The 25029-nt window shown below is 60.1% G+C and carries 23 protein-coding genes and 1 pseudogene; 7 read left to right on the top strand and 17 right to left on the bottom strand.

Features of this window, described 5'->3' with window-relative positions:
- Nucleotides 1–65 precede the first annotated feature (65 nt).
- From F759_RS0128710 to F759_RS38855, 3 genes are read right to left on the bottom strand one after another with little or no spacing between them, the layout of a single operon-like run.
- Nucleotides 66–917 carry a dioxygenase family protein gene (locus F759_RS0128710; protein ID WP_027802892.1) on the bottom strand — a complete coding sequence of 284 codons (852 nt, stop codon included), beginning with the start codon at nucleotides 915–917 and terminating at the stop codon, nucleotides 66–68.
- A gap of 42 nt (nucleotides 918–959) precedes the next feature.
- Nucleotides 960–2018: a maleylacetate reductase gene (locus F759_RS0128705; protein WP_027802891.1), complete on the bottom strand. Its 1059-nt coding sequence runs from the start codon at nucleotides 2016–2018 to the stop codon at nucleotides 960–962.
- Nucleotides 2015–3730: an FAD-dependent oxidoreductase gene (locus F759_RS38855; protein ID WP_152530731.1), complete on the bottom strand. Its 1716-nt coding sequence runs from the start codon at nucleotides 3728–3730 to the stop codon at nucleotides 2015–2017. The genes F759_RS0128705 and F759_RS38855 overlap by 4 nt, the downstream gene beginning before the upstream one ends.
- Nucleotides 3731–3891: 161 nt before the next feature.
- On the opposite strand from F759_RS38855, the gene F759_RS0128695 reads away from it, so the two are divergent.
- Complete coding sequence (locus F759_RS0128695; RefSeq protein WP_244438938.1) at nucleotides 3892–4455, top strand: MarR family winged helix-turn-helix transcriptional regulator; 564 nt, start codon at nucleotides 3892–3894, stop codon at nucleotides 4453–4455.
- A gap of 418 nt (nucleotides 4456–4873) precedes the next feature.
- On the opposite strand, the gene F759_RS0128690 is transcribed toward F759_RS0128695, so the two are convergent.
- From F759_RS0128690 to F759_RS38840, 8 genes are all read right to left on the bottom strand, one after another.
- Complete coding sequence (locus tag F759_RS0128690; RefSeq protein WP_027802889.1) at nucleotides 4874–5179, bottom strand: Dabb family protein; 306 nt, start codon at nucleotides 5177–5179, stop codon at nucleotides 4874–4876.
- 298 nt (nucleotides 5180–5477) lie between these two features.
- A complete protein-coding gene (locus F759_RS0128680) occupies nucleotides 5478–5912 on the bottom strand; it encodes a GlcG/HbpS family heme-binding protein (protein WP_027802887.1) in 435 nt (144 codons plus the stop codon).
- Nucleotides 5913–6122: 210 nt separating this feature from the next.
- The gene (locus tag F759_RS0128675; protein ID WP_027802886.1) at nucleotides 6123–6869 is read right to left on the bottom strand and encodes a cupin domain-containing protein; all 747 of its coding nucleotides are present in this window, start codon (nucleotides 6867–6869) and stop codon (nucleotides 6123–6125) included.
- Nucleotides 6870–6882: 13 nt separating this feature from the next.
- A complete protein-coding gene (locus F759_RS0128670) occupies nucleotides 6883–7695 on the bottom strand; it encodes a 2-keto-4-pentenoate hydratase (RefSeq protein WP_036025449.1) in 813 nt (270 codons plus the stop codon).
- Between the two features lie 124 nt (nucleotides 7696–7819).
- A complete protein-coding gene (locus tag F759_RS38850; RefSeq protein WP_152530730.1) occupies nucleotides 7820–9142 on the bottom strand; it encodes a DUF3500 domain-containing protein in 1323 nt (440 codons plus the stop codon).
- Nucleotides 9143–9165: 23 nt separating this feature from the next.
- Nucleotides 9166–9978 carry a fumarylacetoacetate hydrolase family protein gene (locus tag F759_RS0128660; protein WP_027802884.1) on the bottom strand — a complete coding sequence of 271 codons (813 nt, stop codon included), beginning with the start codon at nucleotides 9976–9978 and terminating at the stop codon, nucleotides 9166–9168.
- Between the two features lie 21 nt (nucleotides 9979–9999).
- Nucleotides 10000–11259, bottom strand: coding sequence for a Rieske 2Fe-2S domain-containing protein (locus tag F759_RS38845; protein WP_051377490.1), 1260 nt, complete (start codon nucleotides 11257–11259; stop codon nucleotides 10000–10002).
- Between the two features lie 40 nt (nucleotides 11260–11299).
- The gene (locus F759_RS38840) at nucleotides 11300–12412 is read right to left on the bottom strand and encodes an LLM class flavin-dependent oxidoreductase (protein WP_051377489.1); all 1113 of its coding nucleotides are present in this window, start codon (nucleotides 12410–12412) and stop codon (nucleotides 11300–11302) included.
- A 655-nt stretch (nucleotides 12413–13067) separates the two neighbouring features.
- Between F759_RS38840 and F759_RS0128640 the strand changes: the two genes are divergently transcribed.
- Nucleotides 13068–13823 (top strand): TetR/AcrR family transcriptional regulator, encoded by a 756-nt coding sequence (locus tag F759_RS0128640; RefSeq protein WP_027802883.1) that lies wholly within the window; start codon nucleotides 13068–13070, stop codon nucleotides 13821–13823.
- A 294-nt stretch (nucleotides 13824–14117) separates the two neighbouring features.
- On the opposite strand, the gene F759_RS40240 is transcribed toward F759_RS0128640, so the two are convergent.
- Nucleotides 14118–14993 (bottom strand): alpha/beta hydrolase, encoded by an 876-nt coding sequence (locus F759_RS40240; protein WP_152530729.1) that lies wholly within the window; start codon nucleotides 14991–14993, stop codon nucleotides 14118–14120.
- Between the two features lie 29 nt (nucleotides 14994–15022).
- Nucleotides 15023–15979, bottom strand: coding sequence for an SDR family NAD(P)-dependent oxidoreductase (locus F759_RS38830; protein WP_051377487.1), 957 nt, complete (start codon nucleotides 15977–15979; stop codon nucleotides 15023–15025).
- A 171-nt stretch (nucleotides 15980–16150) separates the two neighbouring features.
- Between F759_RS38830 and F759_RS38825 the strand changes: the two genes are divergently transcribed.
- The 5 genes from F759_RS38825 to F759_RS0128605 all read left to right on the top strand — a co-directional run bounded on the left by F759_RS38825 (nucleotide 16151) and on the right by F759_RS0128605 (nucleotide 20051).
- Nucleotides 16151–16711: a nuclear transport factor 2 family protein gene (locus tag F759_RS38825; protein WP_051377486.1), complete on the top strand. Its 561-nt coding sequence runs from the start codon at nucleotides 16151–16153 to the stop codon at nucleotides 16709–16711.
- Between the two features lie 56 nt (nucleotides 16712–16767).
- Nucleotides 16768–17733 carry a PDR/VanB family oxidoreductase gene (locus tag F759_RS0128620; protein WP_027802882.1) on the top strand — a complete coding sequence of 322 codons (966 nt, stop codon included), beginning with the start codon at nucleotides 16768–16770 and terminating at the stop codon, nucleotides 17731–17733.
- Between the two features lie 34 nt (nucleotides 17734–17767).
- A complete protein-coding gene (locus F759_RS44425; RefSeq protein ID WP_051377484.1) occupies nucleotides 17768–18418 on the top strand; it encodes an NAD(P)H-dependent oxidoreductase in 651 nt (216 codons plus the stop codon).
- A gap of 41 nt (nucleotides 18419–18459) precedes the next feature.
- Nucleotides 18460–19254, top strand: a complete 795-nt coding sequence (locus F759_RS40235; protein ID WP_051374121.1) for a class I SAM-dependent methyltransferase — start codon at nucleotides 18460–18462, stop codon at nucleotides 19252–19254.
- A gap of 290 nt (nucleotides 19255–19544) precedes the next feature.
- Nucleotides 19545–20051 (top strand): flavin reductase family protein, encoded by a 507-nt coding sequence (locus F759_RS0128605; protein ID WP_244438937.1) that lies wholly within the window; start codon nucleotides 19545–19547, stop codon nucleotides 20049–20051.
- A gap of 55 nt (nucleotides 20052–20106) precedes the next feature.
- Here F759_RS0128605 and F759_RS0128600 read toward each other — a convergent pair whose 3' ends face one another.
- The 4 genes and pseudogenes from F759_RS0128600 to F759_RS38810 form a co-directional block, all read right to left on the bottom strand.
- Entirely contained in the window at nucleotides 20107–20880 is a 774-nt protein-coding gene (locus tag F759_RS0128600) for a crotonase/enoyl-CoA hydratase family protein (RefSeq protein ID WP_027802880.1), read from the bottom strand.
- On the bottom strand, nucleotides 20877–23036 hold the full coding sequence (locus F759_RS0128595; RefSeq protein WP_027802879.1) for a 3-hydroxyacyl-CoA dehydrogenase NAD-binding domain-containing protein: 2160 nt from the start codon (nucleotides 23034–23036) through the stop codon (nucleotides 20877–20879). The genes F759_RS0128600 and F759_RS0128595 overlap by 4 nt, the downstream gene beginning before the upstream one ends.
- A complete protein-coding gene (locus F759_RS0128590) occupies nucleotides 23033–24679 on the bottom strand; it encodes a class I adenylate-forming enzyme family protein (RefSeq protein WP_084534369.1) in 1647 nt (548 codons plus the stop codon). Before F759_RS0128590 ends, F759_RS0128595 begins: the two co-directional genes overlap by 4 nt.
- A pseudogene (locus tag F759_RS38810) lies at nucleotides 24669–25029 on the bottom strand (acetyl-CoA C-acyltransferase); the annotation flags it as partial. The gene F759_RS0128590 and the pseudogene F759_RS38810, both read right to left, overlap by 11 nt.

Here is a 25029-nt window from a genome sequence, read left to right as displayed (position 1 = left end):
GTCGTAATTGCCAGTAGAAGGTCCCGGTTCACCCTTTGGTCACCTGGGGACAAGAAGAAAAAATGTCACGAGCAGACATCAATCGGCGTCAGCACGAAATCAAATGATGAACGCCAGATCGTCTCGACGCCGTTAATGTGCTCGAAGGGTGCTACCAGCGTTTCCTTGACACCAAATACCGCATCACCAGTGATGTATGCGTCGTCGCCGACGAACGTGTGGGTGACAAGCTTCTGGAAGCTCTCTGCCGTCACCATAAAGTGCATATGCGCAGGACGGTACGGGCCACGGCCGAGCGCAGCCAGCATTTTCCCGACAGGTCCGTCATGTGGGATCGGGTATGAAACGGGCTTGATGCCGACGAAGCGGTATTTTCCGTCCTCGCCGGTTGTGAAAATGCCGCGGTTGTTCCACCTGGGCTGAATGCCCGGCTGCTGCACGTCGTAGAATCCTTCTGAGTTGTCGGACCACACGTCGAGGCGGGCGCCGGCGACAGGATTGCAGTGCAGATCAACTACACGCCCCTCGAAAAGACAACTCTCGCCCTTTCCGTCGAACGATATCTGTGCCCCCATTTCACGCTCAGGCGCACCCATCACATGGAATGGCCCCATCACCGTGTTTTCGGTCGCGCCACGCGGGCGGCGGTTGTTGATCGCGTCAACCAGCATCGACACGCCCAGCGTGTCGCTCAACAGGATGAACTCCTGCCGCTCTTCGCTACAGATCTGCCCGGTCCGGGTCAGGAAGTCGATCGCGACCTCCCATTCCTGTTGCGTGAGATGAACATCTTTCACGAAGGCATGAAGGTGGGCCACTAGTGAAGTCATCACCTCCTTCAAGCGGGGACGGGTATCCGGCGCGATACGGGAATTGACGACTTCAACAGAACTACTTTCTTTAAAAAACTCGGGCATAGTCGATTTCCCTTGATGGACGATCTTGCATGTCGACAACCGTCACTCTGGCCGTGCGCCTTCCCAGGCGCGCTGCAGCAGCGAACGCACCGCCTCCCGCTCGATGGGACGCGGATTCCAGTACGGGTTCTTCACCGCCAGATCCGCCGCGGCGTCCAGCTGCGCCTCCTTCAGGCCGAGGTCTTTCAAGGCTAGCGGCGCCCCAAGCGACCTGGCGAAGTCGTAGAGCCCGCCGCCGATCTCACCACCAAACAGGTCACCCAGCGGTTGCAGTTCCCGGGCGGCGGCCTGCGCGTTGTACGCTGCCGAATGCGGCAATACGATCGCGTGGGTTTCCGCGTGCGGCAGATCGAAGCTCCCACCCAGCGTGTGGCAAAGCTTGTGATGCAACGACATGCCGACGGTCCCCAGCACCGAGCCGCACAACCAGGAGCCATAAAGCGCTTCGGTCCGGGCTGGCAGATCGTCCGCACGCTCAACGATGACGCGTAGCGCATCGCGCAATGCGCGCACGCCCTGCACCGCCATCAGCGACGAAACCGGATTGCGGTCGCGTGCGTATACGCCCTCCACCGCGTGGGCCATCGCGTTCAGACCGCTGGTCACGCTCATCGCCACGGGTAGGTCGATGGTCAGCGTCGCGTCGTAGATCACGACTTCGGGCAGGATCTTTGGATCGCGGACGGTCGTCTTGACCCCGTTCTCGGTCTGCCCCAGGATCGGAGTCGCCTCGGAACCCGCGTATGTTGTAGCCACGACGATCTGCGGTGCGTCGTTGCGCCACGCGATGGCCTTGCCCAGGCCGATGGTCGAGCCGCCGCCTAGCGCGACCAGACAATCCGCGCCCGAAGCCTCGAATGCCTCCATGGCTTTGAGTGTCACGGCCACCGGCGTGTGCGTGGCGGCTTCGCTGAACACGCCGGCCGCCAGTGAACCTATTCGCCCAGCCAGTTTCTGCGCATCGGCGCGCTGGAACGGCGTGGACAGGATCAGCGCGCGCTTCGCGCCCAGTCGCCCGATCTCGTCCCCAACGGCTTCCAGTATCCCCGGGCCAAACAGGATGCGGCCCGGGTTGATCTGGTATGTAAAGCTCGCAGTCATTGACGAACTCCCGAATCACGCATTTCACTAGGTAAAACCGTGAACTCACCTTCCCGCGCTTCGTCGCGGTGACCCAGTACCCGGTTCACGATACGGTTAGCTTCCGACGCTGTACTTCCACGCCATGCAACGATCTGGTCCGGACGGATAAGAACTAGCGGTGCTTCGTAAAGCGCAGATATTTCGGGATCGGATATCCGTACGACCCGCAGATCGACATTGAACCGATTCATCGCCGACGCGAACGGCGTTGCATCCTCAGCGGCCGGACCTAACACCAGAAGCGTCCAATCAAATCCAAAGGCGTCAAAAAGCGACGATCCATCTTCAAGCCACGCATGAGGTGGCCGTCCACCCGGACAGGCAGTTGGGGTATAAGCATTCGGAGCGTCGACGGGTGCGCACGAGCCGTCCGCTACGATGGCCGGCGAGCCATCGTAGCGGCCGCCAAACGTAACACCGGGAATATTGAACTCGGCGCGGCCATGCTCACCGAGATACCTTCCAGCCTCCGCCCGGGCTGCGTCGCCCTGTGGGCCGTGCTCCTCGATTTCCGCTACGGGAGTGAACAAGCCCAGGGAATCGGCGAACGCACGGGCATAACCAGTGTTTCTGATGGCAAGAGGCCGACGCTCGAACTCATACGTGTCGAGCAGACTGGCGCCCGCCTTCCCCTTTAACACCGAGGCGAGCTTCCAGCCTAGATTGACGGCGTCCTCCACCGCCGTGTTGTACCCGAGCCCACCGGTCGGCGTGAACAGATGTACCGCATCGCCGCCGAGGAAGATGCGCCCCCGCTGGAAGTGCTCCGCGACCAACGAGTGTCCCGCTGTCCATCCGCCTTTGGAAAGTACCTCCACATCGAGATCGTCGATGCCAACAGCTGATGTGAACATTGCCCGCGCATCTGCATCGGTGATCGCATGCTCTTTCTCATGCGCCCGTAACTGCGTATGAAACGCGAACTCGCCCTTTCCGTCTACAGCAGCCATGAACGCACGACGGTCCTGGTTAAAGGTCACGTTCATCCATGCGGGAGCGTGCGGAACGCGCCGATAGAAATCCGGGCACCGCAGGTAAACCGCAAACATCCGACCGCCCATAAAGTCACGGGAAACGCCAGTCTCGCCCGTGTAGCGGAAACCCAGCCGCTCCCGGACGAGACTGCGAGGCCCGTCTGCGCCGACGAGATATCGGCTCGCGACAACGAAAGGAGCTCCGCCGTTGCGGGTTTGAACCGTGGTCCGCACCCCGTCCACACTCTCGTCGAAGTCGAGAACCTGGTGTCCGTACTGAACGGTCACCCCAGGCAGCCGTTCGGCCTGGCGTCGGAGCACCGCCTCCACATACTTCTGCGAGACCCGATGCGGTAGCTCGGCCGCGCTCCACGAGCCTCTCAGTTCTCTAGCCTTGAGCTTTGCCTCCTGGGCGGACGGCAGCCTGAAGCGTGCAAGTTCGCGCTCCGCATAGCGGGTGAAGTACGCTATATCGGTCGGAAAGTCTGAGGGCAATCCCTGAGCCCGGATTTCCTCTGAAAAGCCCAACCGTCGGAAATGTTCCATAGTGCGAGCCTGGGTGGCGTTGGCCTGGGGATTGAACGCCGTGCTCTCCTTTTCATCCGCCAGAAACACCGAGACACCACGACGCCCAAGTTCATTGGCCAGCATGAGGCCGCACGGGCCGCCACCGCAGATCATCACATCGACTTCCATCGTTTCCGTACTCATAGCTGATATTGGGGTTGGTTTATCGCAAGCCTTTCTGGCATGATTGATAGTAAGGCTGCCTGACCATATCGACAAGTAGGGGTTTTCACCGTCAGGGTTCAAACCCGGCTCGCAAGCTAGCGATATACTTTCGTGCAGCAAGGCTTATGGGCGATTTGCAGCCAACCATTCATTTGAAAACAGCAACTGACATGGCCGTGACACACGACATAACCAGCGACCGAAAGAAGATGACAGAACGGCGTGCAATGCACGATGACGTGGCGCGTCCTGGAGCGAGCAGTGCGTGGCGGACGTCAAATATAGGAAGGCTGCTGAACGAGGCAGTTCACCGGTTTGAGGCCAGCGTACTGGAGAAGATGGCTATCGCGGGCCACGACGAATGTACGCTCAGCCATATCAGTGTCACCCGAAACCTCGATCTTGAGGGAACCCGGGCGGTTGAGCTTGCGCGTCGGGCGGCAATGACCAAGCAGTCACTTGGAGAACTCATCACGCAGCTTGAAACTCTCGGAATCGTGAAGCGGGAACCGGACCCCACCGACGGACGTGCCAAGGTTGTACTGTTCACTGAACGAGGCCGGAACTGGCTCGACCAGTTCCACACCGCGCTGGAACAGACCGAGGCAGAAATGGAAAGTGAACTCGGCCCTACGCTCTACAAAGCCCTAAAGCGTGGGCTTCAGAAATATTCCCATGGAACCGGTTGAGTATCAGCTCTCGCTTCGGCTGGACGACTTCTCAAGAAAAAAAGCTGACCATCCGGTCGGCACGACCCGCTGACCTCGGGATGAGATGTTGCTGTGTCATGGCTGACCGACATGCGAATTCTGTCACCCAACTTGGAGCCTGGCTGATTCAAAGGAGGGCTCTTGACGAAAGTGGCAGACCGCGAAGATCGGCGCCAACATTCTCGGCGCTAGTTCGAAGACATCGACCCTGGCAATGAAAAAGCGGGCAGCCGCCCGCGGAGAACGCGTCAAGTTCCGACAGCAGACGGCGTATCGGTCACAGCGTGAACGAAAGCGCCTCCAACGTCGTGTCCTCTACTCTCGCCAGCATTGCTTCGGGCAGGTTGCGCGCTGAGCCTGTTCCGGACGGCGCGCCATCGCTCACTTGCTCACTTGCTCACTCGCTGGTCGCGTAATCCACCTGGTACCGGTCGGTGCGCACACCCGCAAGTTCGTCCCGTACACGCAGATGCTCAGGATGAGTCGCATAAGCCTGTAGTGCTTCCCGACTGTCGAACTCCGAATGAAGTACGACGTCGCAAGCGTAGTCGATACGGCTGATGTCGATTCCGATTTCGAGCTTGCGCATCCCGGAGATTTTCCCGTTCAAACCTTCGAACGCGCTCTTGACAAGATTCGCCGCTTCGGCTTTTTGCGCAGGCGATTCGCCACGAACGTTCCACATCACGATGTGCTTTATCACTATTTCACCTTGAGCTGTGCGCCTTGGGCTTCGGCGCGAACGATAAATATTACGGACGCGGCCAATCGGGCTCGATACGATGTTCGCCCACGGGTTTGCCGGATGGCAAATGCAACTGTCATCGCGAACCCGGATATCGAACTCGATCTGAGCCGTTCCGCGGCGCGCGCGATCTTTCGCTCATCAAGCAGCACATCAACGGCCGCCGAGAAATTCAGGTCCAGAAGGACCTTTGCGCCCAAATAGGCGGCCAGACTGGTCGGTACGATGTGTCCGCAGTGCTATCTCACCTGAGAAGTCACGGCTCCCCAGCAATGTAAAGCGCCGCGGCGCGAACGCCCTCGATGCAGATCTGCTCGTCTTCGTCACCGGTGCCTCCACTCGCACCAATTGCACCGAGCACAGCCCCGCTTCTGGACGTGATCAGAATCGCCCCCGTCTGCGGCACGAACTTTCCTTCGCTCGCTGCGCCGATCGCGCCGAAGAACACTGGATTGTCTTTTGCGCGCTCCAGCAACGTTCGCGACGAGACGCCCAGTCCAAAGGCCGCAGCAGCTTTTCCATGCGCAATGTTGATCCGCAAAGCAGTAGCGCCGTCCTCGCGACTCGTCAACTTAATGAGTCCCGCCTCGTCGAGCACGACGAGCGCCATCGGCCGAAAGCCGTTGCGCCGTGCACTAGCGAGCGCCTCGACAACGATCCGGTTGGCAACGTCCAGGGAAAGTGTTTCCATTTCTAAGCCTTAGTTTCTGTTAGTGGTTGGATGGGTGCCATGATCGGGCACCCCCTTGCTGCGGTATTGCACTACGGTATGTAAGACGCGCTGCAGACTGAGAGGCACACTGCCCCCCTACAATCGACCCACGCTACGCAGTCGATCCCCGGTTGCCTTATCGGTAACTGTGAAGGTTCCTGCATATGCCGCATCCATATGCAAGAGCGATTAGTCGGGTAGCTGCTGAAGTAACTCAGCTTCGCGATCATGGATGGTGACAGCGAAGTCGAAGATCTCACCGTCATCGGGCTCGGGCACGAGAAGGCTGACGTGGCGCTCGATAGTGTTGCCAGCGTTGAAGTTTCGGTGGACGACGCCGGCCGGCAGGAAGACGAGGGAGTTGACTGGGGCGGCAACACGTTGCTTACCGATGTCCAATGTCATTTCGCCTTCCTGAATCAGGTAGATCTGCGCAAACGCATGGATATGGAAGTCGGGGCTACCCGCTCCAGGTTGCACCTGCAGCACATTCATCCGCATTGTCTGCGCGCCCTGTTTGCGGTCGATGAGACTCTGGTAGGCGAAGCCCCCACCTTCGAAGCGGGACTGATCAATGGGGATCACTCGTGCGGAGGACGCCGGCACTGCGGCGCGTGAGAAGCCAGATGGCACCATAGTTTCGATCTCTGCCCAAACAGCCCCTCCGTCCCCGCTGACCGAGCCCGAGATACCCGTCGGGATGAAGGCAAGTTCGCCGATGCTCAAATCTTGAGATTCGCCGTGAGCATGCAGAAATGCAGAACCGGCAAGCAGAAGGGCGAACTGCTCGACATCGTCGCGGGAATACACTGCCCTCGGCACCCCGCCTCGGTGCAGCCGCACAGTGCAACCGACGCCGTCTTCCGGGCCGAGAAGCCATTCGCTCGCAGGGCCAGCCGACAGCCCATCGATCAGAAAGGGTCTTACGTAGCGCATTGTAGATTCCCGTTCAGTGGTCGCCGGCTACTGGTTCGCGCAGGCGCACGCTTACGCTGCCCAAGGTAGCGAAGTCGAGTTGTGCGAAGCGGTTCTGTGGTGTGATGCGCTGAGGCGGCGCCAGGCTGCCGGTCATGAGAATCTGACCGGCGTGCAACTTCTCGCCAATCTTGTGCAGGCCGGCGGCCATCGCCGAGATCACCTGGAGCGGGCTGCCCATGGCCTCAAAGCCAGCGGCCGCGGCACGGGCCTCGCCGTCAATGCTCACCAGACAGGCCTCCAGTCGCGCGTCGATTCCGCGCGCGGATGTGATCCGGGAACCGAAGACAACGTAGCCTCCAGCGGCCTTCTGCACGGCAATCATGTGGGCGAAGCTGTAGCGCTGCTCAAGCACGCCGGGGCGCAGCGGTGCCACCTCAATCGCAGGAAGAAAGCCATCGATCGCTCGCAGCACTTCGGTGTGCGTAAGCTCAGGGCCCTCCAGGCCGCTACCCAGCACCACCGCCAATTCGCTTTCGATAAAAGCAGCGTCGCAGTCGAGTGCGACTTCGTCGCCGTCAGCGCGAGCGAGCGACGAAAGCAACGTGCCGATCATCGGACGAGGAGCATCCGGGAACATCTTTCGAATGCCAGCAGACGTGAACGACGCCTGATGACCGATGATGCGATCACCCGCTGCCACACGACGGCGCTTTACAGCCAGCTGCACAGCCAGCGCCTCCTCGTGGGTAATATCAGGCTTCAGTTTGATAATGTCTTGCTCGGGATCACTATCGATACCGGGCTGATCAATGTGCGACACAAGTTTGTCGAACGTCGTACTCATTAGCATTCCTCTGTTCCGTTTCCGTTGTCGGGGAGTGCATCATCCACGAACATCTCCGTCATAGTGAGTTGCGCTTCACTTGGTCCCCGAATATCGCGTTCACCCCTGGTCTTCAGGCCACCACCTAATCATGTCGGTGAAAAGTCTTTCCTCCGTCGTGGCTGTGAGCACCGTGCCTCCGGTGGTCGTCGTGTGCCTGATCATGGCCTGCTTGACGCCCGGGCACAGCGCGATCGTGGGCGCTGGACGCGTAATGTTGCTGCAGCAGGTCTTTACCATAGTCACCGCCGTTCGGCGAGCGCACGATGGTGTGAACATGGAATCGCGCCGGCTCTTCGTTGGCCAGAAAGATGCCGCTGTGGTGATCAAATTCGAACAACGCAACGGGGCTATGGATGCGGAAGTAAAACGGGCTAACCTCATCGACCGGGCCAATCCATGCGAAGTGTGTCTGTTCGAGATAGCGTTCAATCTCGCGCATTCGCGCCTCTGCTGGTCCGCCGGGGAGATTTTCGACAAACAGCTCCGCCAGCGATAGTAGGTTGCGTCGGGCTCTCAGGCCCAGACTACCTACAGGCACCCCTTCATGCGGAACGACCCGGTTGTCCTGGAACGCACCACCCACTTGCCGGCCATCGTCAGGGTGGTAACGTCCGGGCTGCTGCTCTGAAGTCAGCATGGAGCCGTACAGCACCGCACGCGACCGCTCGGCGTCACCTAGCGAGCGCATCAGGCGCAGTGCGCGCTCCTCATGCGGTCTGAACAGCCTCCGGCTTTCCTCGCCATGCCCGTGGTCGGGTTCAAGTCCAATGAACACCGGTGAAAGCACCATCCTTCGGCCCACGAAGATACAGTTCAGCGCCAGATGATGTCCGAACAGCTGCCATCCCCACGGCTGCTCTACCGACGGCGTGCCAAAGATCGACATCGTGAACGACCACTCGTTGAGGAGCTCTGTCAAATCGATCAGTCGGCCGAGGAACAGATTGTTAGACATGACATCGCGCACGCGCTGATGGCCGCTCGACGACAACGAGGCCCGCACGATTTCCAGTGCGAGCTCCCGCTGCGGCATCGGCAGCTCCAACAACTCGACCTGCGGATCGCGCAGGATGAGCGGTGTGTTCTGCCAATGCCGCCACAGGTCCGAATCGAGGGAAAATGACACCTTGTCTCGGATGCTGGAATCGAGCGCTGCGAGCCAGTGAGCTGCCGCCTTGGCGGCAGCTTCCACCGGTGCGCCATCGGGCTCAGTGGAAAAGAGGCCCTCTATTCGATGTCCGTCAGTGGTCAGCCCATGAAACTCCTGGGTAGACAATGGCCCCCAGACCCCAAGCAGCCGATCAAGGAAAGGCGGGTAATCGGTCAGGCTCATTCTGGCGTCGCTTTTTGATAGCCGCGGCACCTTCGCGGGGTCGACGTATTGTGAGAAATCAGCCGTGCTCATCTGTGCGCTCCCGTTGGTCACCTTTACTGCGGCCGTTCCACAATCGGCGTGATCACGGCGCCCAGACCTTCTACTTCCACGCGCACCACGTCCCCTGGTTTGAGATAGCGCGGCGGCTTCATGCCGATGCCCACACCCGAAGGCGTGCCGGTGATCATCAGATCACCGGCGCTCAGCGTCATCGAACGCGAGACATACGCCAGCAACGTAGGCACGTCAAAGATCAGGTCCGAAGTGATGCCATCCTGAACCCGCTCACCATTGACATCGGTTGTGACGCGCCAGCCATCCGCCGGATCGCCCGCTTCGTCGGCCGTGACTATCGGCCCCATGGGGCCGCTGCGATCGGTGTTCTTGCCCAGCGTCCATTGGGATGTTTCCAGTTGCAGCGTCCTGGCACTGAGGTCGTTGAACGTGCAGTAGCCAAGAATGGCTCGACGCGCGGCTTCCGGTGTGGCACCGAACAGCGTATCCCCGATCACCACCCCGAGTTCGGCTTCCCAGTCGTACGCCGTGTCCATCGTCGGCGATTCATCGCCGTCGCATATGACAGTCTCGGCCCAGCGTGAGAATACGACCGGCCGCTCCGGAATCGGGCTGCCAGTCTCGATTGCGTGGCTACGGTAATTCAGGCCGATGCAAACCACCTTCGCGTCCGAACGCAGCGGGGAGCGCAAGCGAAGCCCCTCGCGAGGCAGTCGCTCTCCGCCGCCAGCAGAAAAACTCGCCCACGGAGTGCGCCAGAACGTGTCCCTGTCGGCAAGGCGCACCACCTCGGCCCCATCAACGTAGCCGATCGCGAGAGCATCGCCGTCCTCATAACAGATGAGCTTCATGTATGGCCCTTTATGAGTTCGTTAGAACGTAGTCCCTTCAGTAGCCGGCGTGTACGGAATCATCCCGTGAGCGCCAATCCGCAGTGGTGGCGCGTCGGCGCCAAATTGCACCCCGGGCGGGTCACGTCCTTCCTGCACGTCCTTGACCGCTTCTGCCAGTCGCCGGCGCAGAAGAGCAAGTGGCACATCGCTCTGAGCCAGATGCTCGCGGTTGTGCGCTGGGAGCGTACCGATGCTCGACTGAGCTTCATAGTCGCCTGGCATGCTCTGACGTTCCTCTTCCGTCAGCTCCCACCACGTCTTGCCCATGTGCACCAGATCGAACTCGCCGCGCTTTTGGCCCTTCTTTGAGCGGAACAGCAAAAAATTGAAGTAGTGGGTGTTGTCAACGGGCACGAAGTAGAGGAGATCGATCAGCGTTGCCACTACCGCAATATTGGGAACAATTGCCTCGTTGGAAGCAAGGAAGAGTCCCTGCCCCGGAACCGGCATGGGAACACCCTGCTTGACGCCCAACTCCGAACGCCCGGAAACAATCTGTCCGGCGAGATTCTTGATGTGCGCATAGGGCGGCAGCTCAGCGTCATCGCCATCGACGCGCATGAGCGGGGCACCCGTAAATTGATCGCCCGAGTGGTGAAAGTGCAGCCATGGAAGATGTGCCGCGTCCAGCGAGTTCTCATACGCCTGGAGGAAATTGAAGTTGAGCGGGTTGTACGGTTGATCGTTACGCGGCCCATAACCCGGCTTCCAACGGACCTCGACGTACTCATCGTCCGCCAGGTTCTCCAGATGCTCCCACCGTGGCAACACAGGTTTCTTCTCGGGCGGACCCATATAAGCATAGGCGAGGCCATAGCGCTCCTCGACGGGATACCATGGCTGACAGACCTTGGCGCGATGGCGTCCACCATCGACTTCAGCCGGTTGGTTAAGGCAGCGCCCCCGCACGTCGAACTTCCACCCGTGATAGCAGCAGCGGATACCGTCTTCCTCAACCCGACCGAAATAGAGGCTGGTGCCGCGGTGGGCGCAACGCTCATGGACCAATCCTGCGCGCCCCTGCTTGTCGCGAAACGCGATCAAATTCTCCCCGAGCAAGCGCACCCTGCGAGGCTTGTCGGTGAGATCCTCGGAAAGGGCAAACGGCTGCCAGTATCGCCGCATGAGTTCACCCATCGGGGTCCCCCGCTCCACCTCAACCAACTCCTGCCGGTAGGCGGGCTGCTCAATGCCGTAGCCGGTGCCAGTATCAATCTCCACTGCGCGTTCGTCGCTCATATTTTGTCTCCTCTTTTTCCCTCTGATTCAAACGAACGACTTACACTTGCTCGTTCGTAGCCTCCAGTGCATGGCGCCCTTCACCGCCAACATTCGCCTGGCGCAGCAGCGGCACCACTTCCTGAGCAAAAAGGTCGAACGCGACGCGGTTCTCTGCAGGACCGCCATGATTGTCGAGCATGGCAAGCAGATGGCCCGCACCGGTAGCCTCGCACTGCGCAGCGATGAGGTCCGCAACCTCGACCGGAGAGCCAGCGATAAATTCGTCACTCGAAAGCGGAATCCCACCATGCGACTTTTGCGGCGCATCTGGCACCGGGCCGTGATTCACCTTGTCGTCATGCTTGAGGAACATGTTGCGCACCTGCTCCTCCACCTGCGCCGCCAGATCACGGGCCTTACCACCATCACGGTCGACCATGATGATTCGTCGCAGCCCTAACAAATCTTCAGACACTGCGAGGCCCGCTTTCCCGGCTTCTTCACGATAGCCGCCGAATACCTTCTGCACTTGTTCCACCGACGAGAAGCCCGTGCAAATGCGTGTGCCACGCCATGCCGCGCGGCGCGCTGACGCCTCGCTCACCACCGTCGTCCAGCGATTCGGGGACGGACGCTGCGATGGCATGGGCACCAGAGTCAGATTCTCAAAGTCCCAATACTTGCCGTGATGGGTGACGGGTTCGCCGGGATGGGCGAGTGCCCAGTCCAGGATTTCGAGCGCTTCGAGGTTTCGCTCATTCGCCTCGACAACACCGAGACCCACTTTCGCCATTTCGGGCGGAATACCCGCAGCGGTTCCAACCTCCAGCCGGCCTCTTGTCAGGTGATCGAGCATACCGATCTCCTCGATGACCCGCCAAGGCTGATAGTACGGCAGCACCATGCCCATGACGCCGAGCCTGAGCTTGCTTGTGACTGGCGCCAGTGCGGCGATCAACAGATTGGGCGAGGGGCTATAGCCAGGACCAAAATGGTGCTCGCTGAAGAAGATGCCTTCGAAGCCATAGCCTTCGGCGCGGGTCCACATCTCCCAGAAACTCGCAAACTGGTCCGCTACGTCCGCAGGCGTCACGCCAGCGCGCGGACTCTGGATTAATACGCCCTTTTCGGTCGGCGCGCGAAAAAATTCGAAAAGCCAAGGTTTGATCATTCAATGTCTCCATCTTGCCGAAACAGGCCGGCGGTCTTCACCACGTCGAGCGGCAGCTCCTCCGAGCTCGCGTACGCCCCCACAGTCGACGCGAGTAGTTCATGTCAACTGAGAACGGATGCTACAATTTATATTGTCCATTTGCACTAGATACTTTCCATACCCATGAGGGGCGGGCGATATACTCACGGCTCTGAGATGCCGCTGAAATAGCTTCCGCCATCGTCGTCCGATGCCTCGCCACGTGCTGGGGCGGAGCCCCCGTCTGGCAGGCAATGGACAACGCGTCGCCGGATAACTCGCCTTCAGCGAGAGACTTAGCCGGTCAGCCATGGCAAAGGCATTGAGCGGCCGTTTAGCTGGGATAGGCCGTCGACCAGGTTCGTCGGAATCGATCCCGCGCGCGCCCTCGCCGAGAAAGCGGTATGTCAGCGCAAACTGGTTAAGGGATACCATTGGTCCAGTTGCAGAAGTTCAGCAACAAAGTTGCACGGACTGGACCAACGCGACAGGTTGGCGCAAGGATGTCGGGCATCGACGAAGCAAGCCAGAACGGCTCACCAGGACGCAGCCACGCAGCACGAAGTGAAGTGGCCGGTGGGGATACGAGAACGAGTCGCACGAACAAAGGAGGCTCGTACCATAGGATCAGAGCATGCGCAGAACAACGAAACAGGCTTTCACAAGGACCATCCCCGAGCCCTCGACATCTGCGGAGGTCGACTCAGCAGACGACGACATGGTCAATGTCCGTCGTCGCCAGGGTCGCGCGGTAGCAACGCGTCGCAAAATCCTCGACGCAGCGCTTCTAGAGTTCGCGACGCAGGGCTTCGATGGCGCTACGACGCGCTCAATAGCGGACCGCGCAGGGGTGCCGCACGGACTCGTCATCTACCACTATGAGACGAAGCTAGCCGTCTGGCAGGCGGTAATGGAACTCGCGCTCGGCGAGTTGCATGATCAGTTTGTGCGAACGGTTGATCAGTTAAGGGGTAGCGATCCGGAAGTCGTCCTGCGTGCCGTTTACGGCGACTTCATACGGATGTCAGGCGCAAGACCAGAGCTCGGCTGGTTGTTTTCGTACGAGGTCGCCGGGCAGTCAAATCGTCTGCACTGGCTGCTTGACCGGATCCGCTCACAGGACCTCGAGTACACGCTTGATCTTATCCGACAGCTCCAGGCCGCCGGTCGCTTCGTTGACGGCGAGCCAGCACACCTGCACTTTCTGTTCATCGGCGCGGCGACGCGAATCTTTGGACTGGCACCAGAGATCGAGCATCATATCGGCGTATCGCCGTTCGATAAGGACTTCATCGAGCGGCACGTAGAACTTTGCTTGAGCCTCTTTTTCCGGCCGTCAACAGCAAAGCCGTCCTCTGCCCGGGTTGCACGCAAACGGTCCACCCAGTAGGGCTTCACGCCAGGTGCCCTCGATAGCGAAGCCAGCACCCTCAGTCGGAACGTCCTTGTCAACCACCGCCAATCCACGTAGTCGCTACCGTTCACACGAGACTATACGATCGGCGAGTGTGAAGCGCTTCCAAACGTTCATCGCACCCCAAGCTGAAATGACAGTGCCTCGCGGCCCGAAGGCCAGCGCTTGAATACCGTGAAGGTGCAGTCCTCAGCGAAGCCTTGGGAAAAAGAAAGACGCGGGGGGAACGCGTGCATTGCCTGCGTTCCACCCCGCGTTGTTCCACCCCACTCAGCGTGGCTGCGCTACGGCCATCATTTGCACGAATTCCCGCTTACTGGATGCACGCGCGAACGGATTTATCGCCCGCGCCTCAGCCTCCAGAGCAGCGCGATCGATCAGCGTGCGACGATAGAAGAACGCAACTTCCGCCATCACTCCATCGATCATCCCGGGGGTCATTGCGAACTCATGCCGCTGTGAATGAAGGTAGTGGAACTCGACCTCTGCTCCCGCATCGACGAATGCGCTCAGCAGATCCAGCCCGGCGTCGAGGGGCTGCATGTAATCCGCCATGCCCCCCAGGATGAGAGTGCTGGGAAAACGCGAGTTAACAAAATGGATGGGGCTCGCCGCGCGCGCCGCCTCCTCGCCGCCGCCCTGCAGAAGCAACGCGAGCGGAGGGCGTTCCATGGCGACAGGATCCGTTGCAAGGCGCGCCGGCGCGAAAAATGAGACGACCGCCGCCACCTGCGCTCCCGACGGATTGCCGGGAACAGCGCCCTCGTTGCCGGAGCCGGACTGCGTGCCCGCGACCATCAGCGCGATGTGCGCACCTGCCGAATAACCCTGTAACGCAATCTTGTCCGGGGCGATTCCCAACCGGCTGCTTTGCGCGCGTGCCCATCGCACTATGTCGCGCACATCCTCGATCTGGCTGGGCCACGGCGCCTCATGAAGCAGGCGGTATTCGGCCGCGAGCACAACGAACCCCATCTTCGCCAGAACTTCAGCGTACCCGTGCATCATCCGCCGATCGCCCGACGCCCAGCCGCCGCCATGAAGTAGGATGACTCCGACTCCATTCGTAGTCCCAGGTTTGAAGATGTCAACGGAAAGTGCTCGACGACCCTCGCCGGGCACCTGCTCGGTCCCAAAATTCGTCATGTCGTAGATCCTCAAAAGGATACGGAACCTCAAGCCTTTTCGACAGCGGCGAGCGCCTCAAGGACGGAGGGCGGCGGAAATGGATAAGGCATCGTCGCCTTCAGGCCTTGCGTGAGTCCTTCTTGCACCAGCGGCAACTCTGCCAAAGCAGTGGCCAACCCGTCAGGGGACCAGTCCTGCTCACCGTTATTCAAATGGCGGCTCACCGACCAGCCGTCGAACAGCGTGACATCGTCGCCAATAACGCCCAGCATGCGTCCAGTGAAGCGGCAGTTAGATGACGCGAGGTAAGCTACCAGCGCTGCGACGTGATCAGGCGACATGCGATCGAACCCCGCGGTAACCGGTTTCATCAGATCAGCAGCCACGCTCTCGCTGATCCGCGTGCGGGCGACAGGAGCAACTCCGTTGACGCGCACGCCCAGAGGCGCCAGCTCCATCGCGCTGCACATCGTCAGCATCGCGAGGGCCGCCTTGGAAGCGGAATACGCCGAATCGCCGGGCATCGGCGTCAGCCCCATACCTGAAGTCGTATTGATAATCCGGCGCCCCGCCTCAGGCTCTTGCCCGGCCCAATATGCAGCAGCCCAGTGGGTCAGTGCCGCGGCGCCGTTGAGATTGACGGCAATCGTCTGCTCCCAGTCCTTTCGCGTCGCCTTTGCGATAGGCACGCCGCGCGTGATCCCGGCGTTATTTACAACGATGTCCAGACGCCCAAAGGCAGCCAGCGTGGCTTCGACAAGTCCACCAACAGCGTCCCAGTCCGAGATGTCAGTGGCGTTCGCGACGGCAGATCCGCCATCACGCAGAATCTCTGCGGCCACGGCCTCTGCTGGTGCGGCGCTCGCCTTCCCCTCGCCGCTGAATTCCTTACCGATGTCATTAACGACGACGCTAGCCTCTGCACGGGCAAGCGCGAGCGCATGTGCTCGACCGATTCCTCTGCCGCCACCAGTGACGATTGCAACCTTGCCTTTTAGATTCATCAACGCTGTCTCCTTGATTTTCCGTCAACCGGCAGCCGCAACATCACACATGTGCCGGACCGTTCTACAAACTAAATTTGACGCCACTATCTTGCTCAGTTGGACAAGATTAGCTATAGTCTGTCACAGAGACGGACACGCATCAAGGCAAATCAACAGAAGGAGACAAGCATGCCCAACACTGAACAGCAATCACGCATTGACGCGCTTACACAACGAGTGAATGAGCTCGTCGCACGTGAGGACATCCGAACCTGCCTCTACCGGATTAACCGCGGAATGGACCGGATCGACGCGGAGCTCCTCGCCTCCGGCTTCTTTCCGGACGCCAGGATCCGGTGGGGCACCCCCGAGGCAGTCGATTTCGGCGAATGGTTGCAGGCCGCGCTGGCGATCCAGCAGAAGACCGAGCATGTCCAGCATTTGATCGGCAACATTCTGATCGACCTGGAGGGCGATCGCGCACGGGTGGAGTCATACGAAATCGGCCGGCATCTGACCCCGATGGGCGATGACATGAAGGATCTGATCATCGCCTCTCGGTACATCGACACCTTCGAGAAACGTGAAAGCAGGTGGCGTATCGTCCGGCGCGACAAGGTGGTCGATTGGGCACGGATCATGGAGGGCAGCGATCCCGTCTACCAGCACGCGTCACTTGCTGGTCAACGCAATAGCAGCGACATTTCGTTCGAGATGTTCGGCGAAAAGCCGTTTCATTCGCTCGTTTAACACCGAACCCGGCTAACAACCGGACGTGGTGCGCCCTTCTATCAAGTAGAGATGGTATGACCGAATCAGTTCGCACCGTGCGGGTGCAAAGTATTGCCTGGGAAGCCACCGATGTCTTCTCGCTCTACCTGGCGGCAATGGATAGCGCTCCCCTCCCGCCGTTCGAGCCCGGTTCGCACATTAACGTCCACCTACCGAATGGGCTAATGCGCAGTTATTCATTGTCACGAATCTACAGTGACAAAGGCTATCGGATTACCGTTGCGCGTGATGCAGCCAGCACGGGCGGCTCTGTTTTTCTCGCCGATCAGCTGCGTCCCGGCGCGTTGATTGGCATCGGGGCAGCGTGCAATAACTTTCCGTTGGACGAAACAGCGAACCTCTCGGTATTTGTAGCAGGGGGCATCGGCGTCACCCCCTTCGTGCCGATGGCGGCACGGCTGAACGCGATTGCACGGCCGTGGCGACTGCACTACTGTGTACGCACCCGCGAACGCGCAGCGCTGCTCGATGAGCTTCAGGCGCTGGCTGCAGCCGGTGCGGGAGAGGTGATACTGAACGTCGACCATGAACCGGGTGGCACATTGCTGGACCTTGCCGCAGTAATCGGCGCGCTCGCGCCGAACGACCACGTTTACTGCTGCGGCCCCGGCGGAATGCTCGACTCGTTCCGGGCCACTTGCCGGGACCTGACGATAGACGACGCACACGTCCATTTCGAATATTTCAAAGGTGACGTTTCGGTCGCCAAGGATGGTTGCTTTGACCTCCATCTTGCGAAAAGCGGCCGGATTCTTCGCGTAGAACCTGGCAAGACAATTCTGGAAACGCTACAGCGTGAGGGCTTTGACGTCGCTTTTTCTTGTGAACAGGGGGTGTGTGGCGCCTGCGAAACCCGCGTCCTCGCAGGGACGCCTGATCACCGCGATCTGATATTGAGCGATGCCGAACGCGCCATGGGCAGGAAGATGATGATCTGCTGCTCTGGCTCGAAGAGCCCTTCGCTAACGCTCGACATTTAACCCAGCTGAAAGCTGCCGATTCGGAGGAGAACTCATGACTACCAACCTGCCCGCCTTGGACCAGGCACGATTGCCCGCCCGCACGCCTGATAGCAACCCTGCGCGCTTCCTTTTGCTCTACGGTTCGGCCCGGTCAGGCTCATTCAGCCACCTGCTGGTTGAGGAGGCCGCACGGCTGTTGCGCCATCTGGGCGGCGACGTTCGCGTCTTCGACCCCGTGGGACTTCCGGTGCCCGGGACCGTGCCCGCAGACCACGAGAAGGTGAAGGAACTGCATGAGGCAGTCTTGTGGTCCGAGGGACAGCTGTGGTGCAGCCCGGAGAATTACGGCACCTTCTCCGCGATTATCAAGAATCAGCTCGACAGCTGTCCGCCAGCGATCAAGGGCACTCCCCTGTTTGCGGCCAAGCCGCTCGCTACCGTGCAGGTCTGCGGGGCCGGCCCCAGCTATAACACATCGGGCGCGCTGGCCACGGTGGGGCGATGGCTCGGCATGTTCGTGACGCCAAGCCAGCTGTGCGTACCAATGGTGCAGGAGGCGTTCGACGCCGATGGCCGCATGAAACCGTCACCACAGTACGACAAGCTGGTGGATCTGGTCGACGAGCTCGCCACCACTACTGCGGTCCTTCGAGGCCACCGGGCAGCGCTCCTCGAGAAGTACAGCCAGGCCACCGCCCGCTGATACCACCTGCTTTTTTCTTTGATTTCCACCGGAGAACTATTGTGACGCAGCCGTTCAGCGCCGCCGACCCCGATGATGACTATCAACAGCTCGCCACTGAACAAGCGCTCGCGACAGAGCGACTGATCGCGGAGCTAGGCTTTTCCGCCGGCACACGGGTGCTCGACATTGCCTGCGGTACCGGGCACGCCGCGCTTGCCGCGGCCCGCCGGCGCGCACAGGTGACCGCAGTTGACATCGACGAAACCTCGCTTGCGCGTGCGCGCCGGCGCGCTGAGGCCGAGGCGCTGGACGGCATCGATTTCCAAAGCGCCGATGCCCGCGCAATACCGTTTGCCGACGGCAGTTTCGACGTTGCGCTTTCGACGCTCGGTCTCGTGTTCCTGCCTGATCAGGAGGCCGCAGCGTGCGAACTGGCGCGCGTCGTGCGACCAGGCGGCGTCATCGCGCTGACCGCCTATACCGCGCAGAGCATCCCTGCGCAGGTGTATGAAATGGTTCAGGAGCTCGTGAAGCCCCCGGGTCGCCCCGAGCACCCGCATTACGCCTGGTCGCATGGGCCACGCGCCGGAGCGCTGCTGAATCCATGGTTCGACCTTGTGCGCGTGCGCTATCAAAGCACCGACACCTGCTTTCCGTCGGCCGCAGCATCGTTCGGCCACGTCTCGCGCTGGAACCCCAACATCCGTGGGCTCCTCACGCGTCTTACCGCGCCACAGCGTCAAACGTTTAGAGAAGGCTATATCACGATCCTTGAGCGCCACAATCGCGCAACCGACGGTACGTTCATCGCAAGCATGGACTATGCGGTGATCACAGGCGTGCGAAAAGCGTAAAGCCGATGCTGTTTCTCGTCCTACGCTCCTATTCGTGGTCGAATCCGGCTTGAATTGAAGGCCCGCCTTAAACAGTATGTTCAATCAATGGTGTCCGGCTTCAGGGCATTCAGGCTGAACAGCCAGCGCGGGACGCCTCCGATGAGATGACTTGAATCATCTCTGAGCCGTTTTAACGAGGCAGAGTGCAAGCCCTGCTGGGCGACAACAGGCCGCACGGGCCATAGTTTAAGGGACATCATATGTCGAGCTGCAGCACTCCCGAGGTCTGTAATGCGACTTCGAATTCAATGTGGTCAAACGCTGAACTTGAACGAGGAGCGTTGCGCAAGCTCTTCGGCACTTACCCAACGGGCGTGGCCATCGTTACCACGCGCACGCCCGAGGGGCGCTCCGTCGGCTTGACCATCAATTCCTTCGCCACGCTCTCGCTCGAACCACCACTCATTCTCTGGAGCCTCGACAATCATTCGCCGAATCTTGCAGCGTTTCGCCACTGCTCCCATTTTGCGATTAATTTTCTTTCGTGCGACCACGAGCATTTGGCGCGTCGTTTTGCCAGCTCCGGCGTTGCAGACAAGTTTATCGACGTGGAATTAATCGAAGCACCCGAATGCGTCCCAGTTATTGATGGGGCGATCGCAACGCTCGTCTGTGCGCATGATGACTGCCGGGACGCAGGCGATCACCTGCTCTTCGTTGGTCGAGTTGTGCGCACGGCAAGCCGGGATGGTGCACCATTGGTGTTTCACGCGGGGCGATTCACTTCACTCGATTGCGACAACGAACCGACGTAGAAGACGCGAGCGAAATGCACATTACGCACCGGTTCCTGGTGTCCGCTGTCAGCTGCTAACGTCCAACCCACACAGGTTCGCGCTTCTGCACGAATGCACGGGCACCCTCGATCGCGTCCTGCGATGCGAGTACTGCATCGGCTGCAGGCTTCTGGCGATCGAACATATCCGACTCGGCCCACGTCCTTCCGTGCAATATCAGGTTCTTGCTGGTCGCGACCGACATCGGCGCACCCGATGCGACATTACGCGCAATGTCGAGCGCCGCGGGAAGCGCCCCTCCGACATCTACCAGCCGATTCAAAAGTCCCGCTTCCCACGCCTCTTCTGCAGTCAGGCTGCGCCCCGTGAGCGCGAGCTCCATCGCAAGATTCCGAGGGATAAGGCGCGGCAAACGCAACAGCCCCCCCGCAGCGGCGATCAATCCACGCCGAACTTCTGGCAGGCCAAACTGCGCATTACGCGAAGCAACCAGCATGTCGCAGGACAACACGATTTCGAAGCCGCCCGCGAGGGCGTAGCCTTCGACCGCAGCAATGAGGGGCTTGGTCGGAAGCTTTTCTACCAGTCCGGCAAACCCTCCTTCCTCCAGGAACGGCCGCTCGCCCTGAGCGAACGCCTTCAAGTCCATCCCGGCGCAGAAATTTCCCCCCGCTCCTGTAATGACCCCCACCCTCAAATCCGACCGATGGTCCAGTTCCCGGATCGCAGCCGAGAGCTGTTTCGACATTTCAGTGTTGACTGCGTTCAAAACCTCTGGCCTGGACAGTGTAATGATCAAAACCGGACCGTCGATATCCAGCCTGACCGCGGCATTGGCTTCGCTCATGCCACCCCCGCTTTGGAGGCCGTGAGACGATTGATCGTGGCACCCTGCTGTGCAAGCTCCACGAGAAGTTTCGCTGGTGTCCAATATCCGAAGCGATTTCCTAATGTGCGTTGATAGTGCTGGATACGATCAAGCACGTTAGGCAGGCCCCATGCGTTTGCCATCCACATCGGACCACCACGGTGAGCCGGGAACCCGTAGCCCGCGGTCCAGACCACGTCAATGTCACCCGGGCGCATTGCAATTTCCTCTTCCAGGATCCTGAACCCCTCGTTTATCAGTGGCAGCATCAGGCGCTCACAGATTTCCCCATCGCTGATTGTGCGCCCACGGCGGATATCGAACTCATTTGCCAACATCTCACATACCTCGGAAGTGAGCGGTTCGGGCTCACGAGCGCGCCCCACATAGCGGTAATAGCCGCTGCCGGTCTTTTGCCCCCAACGCCCGTCGCGAAAGAGCCGCTGGCAAACAACCCTATAGGATGGGTCGGGCGGGAGCCCGCCTTGTTTGCCCAGTTCGATCAGCGTCTTCGCACCAACATCAATGCCCGCCAGGTCAAGCATGCGACACGGCCCCATTGCCATGCCAAGCCGCAATACATCTTCCACCGCGTCGTCGATCTGTTGCGGCGTGGCGCCTTCCAAAAGCAGGAACTCGGCTTCACGCATGTAGGGCTCTGCCATGCGGTTACCGATGAATCCGTAGCAGACACCGCTAACCACCGGTACCTTTCCGAGCCGCCCGGCAAGCGCAACGGTGGTGGCGAGCACGTCAGGCGATGTGCGGGCACCCCGTACTACCTCTAGCAGCCGCATGACATGTGCGGGACTGAAGAAGTGCAATCCAACGACGTCAGACGCTCTTCCGCTTGCCAGTGCGATCGCGTCGACATCAAGTGTGGAAGTATTGGTGGCGAGGATCGCTCCTTGCCTGCAGATGCGGCCCAGCCGCCGCATGAGCGATTGCTTTAGCTCAAGATCCTCGAACACGGCCTCAATGACAAGATCGCAGTCCGCCAGATCGCCCTCTTGCAACGTGCCCTCCAAACACTCAAGGCGTCGGCGGGCGGTCGTTTCATCGAGCCGACCTTTCTTTACGCCGGAATCGTAGGTGGCGCGAATGTTTGCGAGACCCTTGTCCAGCAATTCCTGTCGTGTTTCGAGGAGGACTGTTGGTATGCCGATGTTCATGAAGTTCATCGCAATGCCGGCTCCCATGGTGCCGGCCCCAACCACTCCTATCTTGCGGAGCACCCTCTGGTCGGTGCCTGCTCCAATTCCTCGAACCTGCCGCGCCTCACGCTCGGCAAAGAACACATGTCGCATCGCGGTAGACTGCTTCGACTTGCGGCATTGGTCGAAGCGCAACGCCTCGAGTTGCTGCCCGACATCGAAGCTATCCTCCACCGCCGCCTGGACGCACTCAACGATCGCGCGCGCGGCGGGAACCGGGGACTTCTCCGCTTCTGCCAGTTTTTTTGTGAAGTAGTCGCGCGGAAGACCGTCCGCCTTGACCGGGAGAGCCCGCGTAGGGCGAGCGCCCGCGCCCCTGGAAAGCTGCGCTTCCGCAAACCGCACGCCGGATTCCAGAGCGTTGGAATGTACCTCGTCAATCGAATCGACCAGGCCGCTCTTGAATGCCGCCCTCGCGTCGATAGCTTGACCGCTTAACATCATCGAGATAGCGTCCTGAGCCGGAATAAGCCGGGGCAACCTCTGAGTTCCCAAAGAGCCAGGGAGCACACCGATCTTGATCTCCGGCAGGCCCAAACGGGTTTCGACCAGCGCGACTCTGTAGTGACACGCCAGCGCAAGCTCGAGTCCCCCGCCCAGTACATTGCCATGCAGGGCACAGAACACAGGCCGATCACAGGACTCCAGGCGGGCAAGGATGTGGTTATAAGGTGCGGACGTGAACTCCGGCGAATCCAGCGCGTGCAGGTCGCCGCCTACGACAAATGTCCGCCCCGCGCAACAGACAACAAGTGCCCGTAGTGATCGGTGGCGCTCGAAGTCATCCAAGGCATCGGCAAGTCCAGCGATGACCTGCCCGGTGAGCACATTCAAGGGCGGAGAATCGATCAGCACCACGCCCAGCGTTTCGCGCGCCTCAAAACGTACGACGTCGGACGGCCTTTTTTGAGTTGAGTTCATCGCAATTCCCTCCGTAGGATCTTGCCAGTTACCGTCTTCGGCAGATCGGGGATGACCTCGACGATACGAGGATACTTGTAAGCCGCCATGCGCTCCTTGCAGTAGGCGATGAGTTGCTCCGGTTCCAAGGAGAATCCGGGTTTCAGGCTGACGACGGCCTTCACCGTCTCGCCCCGGTACGCGTCCTGCGCACCGACCACAGCCACCTCCCGGATCGCCGGATGTCCGTAGATGACATCCTCGACTTCTTTCGGCCATACCTTGTAACCGGAAGCGATGATCACATCCTTCTTTCTGTCAACAACGAAGACCCAGCCATTCGAATCCATATACCCGACATCACCGGTGCAGAGCCAGCCGCCACGGAAGGTTTCGCCCGTCTCCTGTTCGCGTTGCCAATAGCCCGAGACGATTTGGGGACCCCTGATCCGTATCTCACCAACCTCTTCAGGGGGCACAGGGTCACCGTCATCTCCGACGATGCACACGTCTGTGTCCCAAACGGGAACGCCTATCGAGATCGAACCGAGCGCACCGATGGGAGCGGTCGCCGTCGGCGGAACCCCGATTGCCAGCGAGGTGCTCTCGGTTAGGCCGTAACAGTTCCTGATCCTCTGACCGAATTTGCGCTCGAAGTCGTCTACCACTGTCGCTGGCACAGGCGCTCCACCGGTGTACACATTCGTTAGCGACGCCAGGTGCTCGCGGGTGATGTCTGGATGATTCAGCATTGCGATGAAGGCAGTGATAGCCCCTACGACAAACCGCGCGTTCCACTCCGTGGCTGCATCGGCCGCTACTTGCGGATGAAAGCGCATACAAAGAATGACCGGAGAGGCTGCGGCCCAGCACAGGCCAAGATGCGCCATCAGCCCCGTGATGTGGAACAGCGGCGCCATACCGAGCACGGGAGCTCCGTCCGGCAAGCTGATCCAGCGATGCCAGATTTCGGCACCGTACGCGAAGTTCAAATGCGAGACGACGGCGGCCTTCGGCATACCCGTCGTGCCGGAGGTGTAGACCAGCATTGCGCTCGACTCTGGCGAAACACCCACTGAATGGAGGGCATGCCCCGAACGGGCCAGCACGCTTTTGAGATTCAGCGTGCCTTCACAGCAATCAATTCCGCCCTCAGTAAAAATCCTTTCGTCGTCGCGCGCCTGAAAATCGCGCGCCGACGTCGTCACGGCAGTGACATCGGGGAAGCTCCGAAGCACTTCGCGAGCCGTCTCCTCGAAAAGCTCCGGATGCAGAACCAGCACCTTCGATCCCGAATCAGCAAGCAGGAGCGATAGCTCCCGGGAGCGATTCATCGGGTTGATACTGACGCCGACTGCTCCCACCTTCCATGCGCCCAGAAGACAGATGAGAAACTGCGGGACGTTTTGCAGGTACAGCGCTACGCGATCACCCACGCCCACTCCGCACGAGTGCAGCCACGCCGCAAACTTTCCCGAGAGCTCGTCGAGCTCCCCGTAGCTGATCGTCGCGTCGAAGTAGTGAATGGCTGCGCCGCCGGAATTCCTTCGAACTGCCTCGCGGAAAATGGCCAGGCCGTTGTCCTTCCGAAGCGCGAATTGTGCTTCCGGATCGCTGTAGTATCGCGCCCAGATAGGACGGGAGATTGACTTCTCATTTCGCATCACAGGCAACCTCAAAAAGCGCTGCAGCACCCATGCCACCGCCCACGCACATCGATACGACCACATACCGGACCTTTCGCCGCCTTCCTTCGAGCAACGCGTGTCCGACGAGCCGTGCACCGGTCATGCCGTAGGGATGCCCGACGGAAATGCCTCCGCCGTGAACGTTGTAGCTGAGCGGGTCAATACCAAGCCGGTCGCGGCAGTAGAGAGCCTGGCACGCAAACGCCTCGTTCAATTCCCACAGGCCCACGTCCTGAACTCGCAGACCGTGATGGGCCAGAAGTTTCGGGATGGCATAGACTGGGCCAATGCCCATTTCCTCCGGCGCACAACCAGCCACGGCCATG

It is taken from the genome of Paraburkholderia dilworthii (assembly GCF_000472525.1).
GTDB lineage: Bacteria > Pseudomonadota > Gammaproteobacteria > Burkholderiales > Burkholderiaceae > Paraburkholderia > Paraburkholderia dilworthii.
This window is presented reverse-complemented; position numbering and strand designations above follow the sequence as displayed.

Bases quoted from the DNA above. Each gene is read 5' to 3' on its own strand.
- F759_RS0128695 (WP_244438938.1), top strand. From the start codon at position 3,892: ATGGGCGATTTGCAGCCAACCATTCATTTGAAAACAGCAACTGACATG.
- F759_RS38845 (WP_051377490.1), bottom strand. From the start codon at position 11,259: ATGAGCGACGAACGCGCAGTGGAGATTGATACTGGCACCGGCTACGGC.
- F759_RS38855 (WP_152530731.1), bottom strand. From the start codon at position 3,730: ATGGAAGTCGATGTGATGATCTGCGGTGGCGGCCCGTGCGGCCTCATG.
- F759_RS0128600 (WP_027802880.1), bottom strand. From the start codon at position 20,880: ATGAGCGAAGCCAATGCCGCGGTCAGGCTGGATATCGACGGTCCGGTT.
- F759_RS0128640 (WP_027802883.1), top strand. From the start codon at position 13,068: ATGCGCAGAACAACGAAACAGGCTTTCACAAGGACCATCCCCGAGCCC.
- F759_RS38830 (WP_051377487.1), bottom strand. From the start codon at position 15,979: ATGAATCTAAAAGGCAAGGTTGCAATCGTCACTGGTGGCGGCAGAGGA.
- F759_RS0128705 (WP_027802891.1), bottom strand. From the start codon at position 2,018: ATGACTGCGAGCTTTACATACCAGATCAACCCGGGCCGCATCCTGTTT.
- F759_RS0128670 (WP_036025449.1), bottom strand. From the start codon at position 7,695: ATGAGTACGACGTTCGACAAACTTGTGTCGCACATTGATCAGCCCGGT.
- F759_RS40240 (WP_152530729.1), bottom strand. From the start codon at position 14,993: ATGACGAATTTTGGGACCGAGCAGGTGCCCGGCGAGGGTCGTCGAGCA.
- F759_RS0128660 (WP_027802884.1), bottom strand. From the start codon at position 9,978: ATGAAGCTCATCTGTTATGAGGACGGCGATGCTCTCGCGATCGGCTAC.
- F759_RS38825 (WP_051377486.1), top strand. From the start codon at position 16,151: ATGCCCAACACTGAACAGCAATCACGCATTGACGCGCTTACACAACGA.
- F759_RS0128710 (WP_027802892.1), bottom strand. From the start codon at position 917: ATGCCCGAGTTTTTTAAAGAAAGTAGTTCTGTTGAAGTCGTCAATTCC.
- F759_RS44425 (WP_051377484.1), top strand. From the start codon at position 17,768: ATGACTACCAACCTGCCCGCCTTGGACCAGGCACGATTGCCCGCCCGC.
- F759_RS38850 (WP_152530730.1), bottom strand. From the start codon at position 9,142: ATGAGCACGGCTGATTTCTCACAATACGTCGACCCCGCGAAGGTGCCG.
- F759_RS0128590 (WP_084534369.1), bottom strand. From the start codon at position 24,679: ATGCGAAATGAGAAGTCAATCTCCCGTCCTATCTGGGCGCGATACTAC.
- F759_RS38840 (WP_051377489.1), bottom strand. From the start codon at position 12,412: ATGATCAAACCTTGGCTTTTCGAATTTTTTCGCGCGCCGACCGAAAAG.
- F759_RS0128680 (WP_027802887.1), bottom strand. From the start codon at position 5,912: ATGGAAACACTTTCCCTGGACGTTGCCAACCGGATCGTTGTCGAGGCG.
- F759_RS0128620 (WP_027802882.1), top strand. From the start codon at position 16,768: ATGACCGAATCAGTTCGCACCGTGCGGGTGCAAAGTATTGCCTGGGAA.
- F759_RS0128675 (WP_027802886.1), bottom strand. From the start codon at position 6,869: ATGCGCTACGTAAGACCCTTTCTGATCGATGGGCTGTCGGCTGGCCCT.
- F759_RS0128595 (WP_027802879.1), bottom strand. From the start codon at position 23,036: ATGAACTCAACTCAAAAAAGGCCGTCCGACGTCGTACGTTTTGAGGCG.
- F759_RS0128605 (WP_244438937.1), top strand. From the start codon at position 19,545: ATGTGGTCAAACGCTGAACTTGAACGAGGAGCGTTGCGCAAGCTCTTC.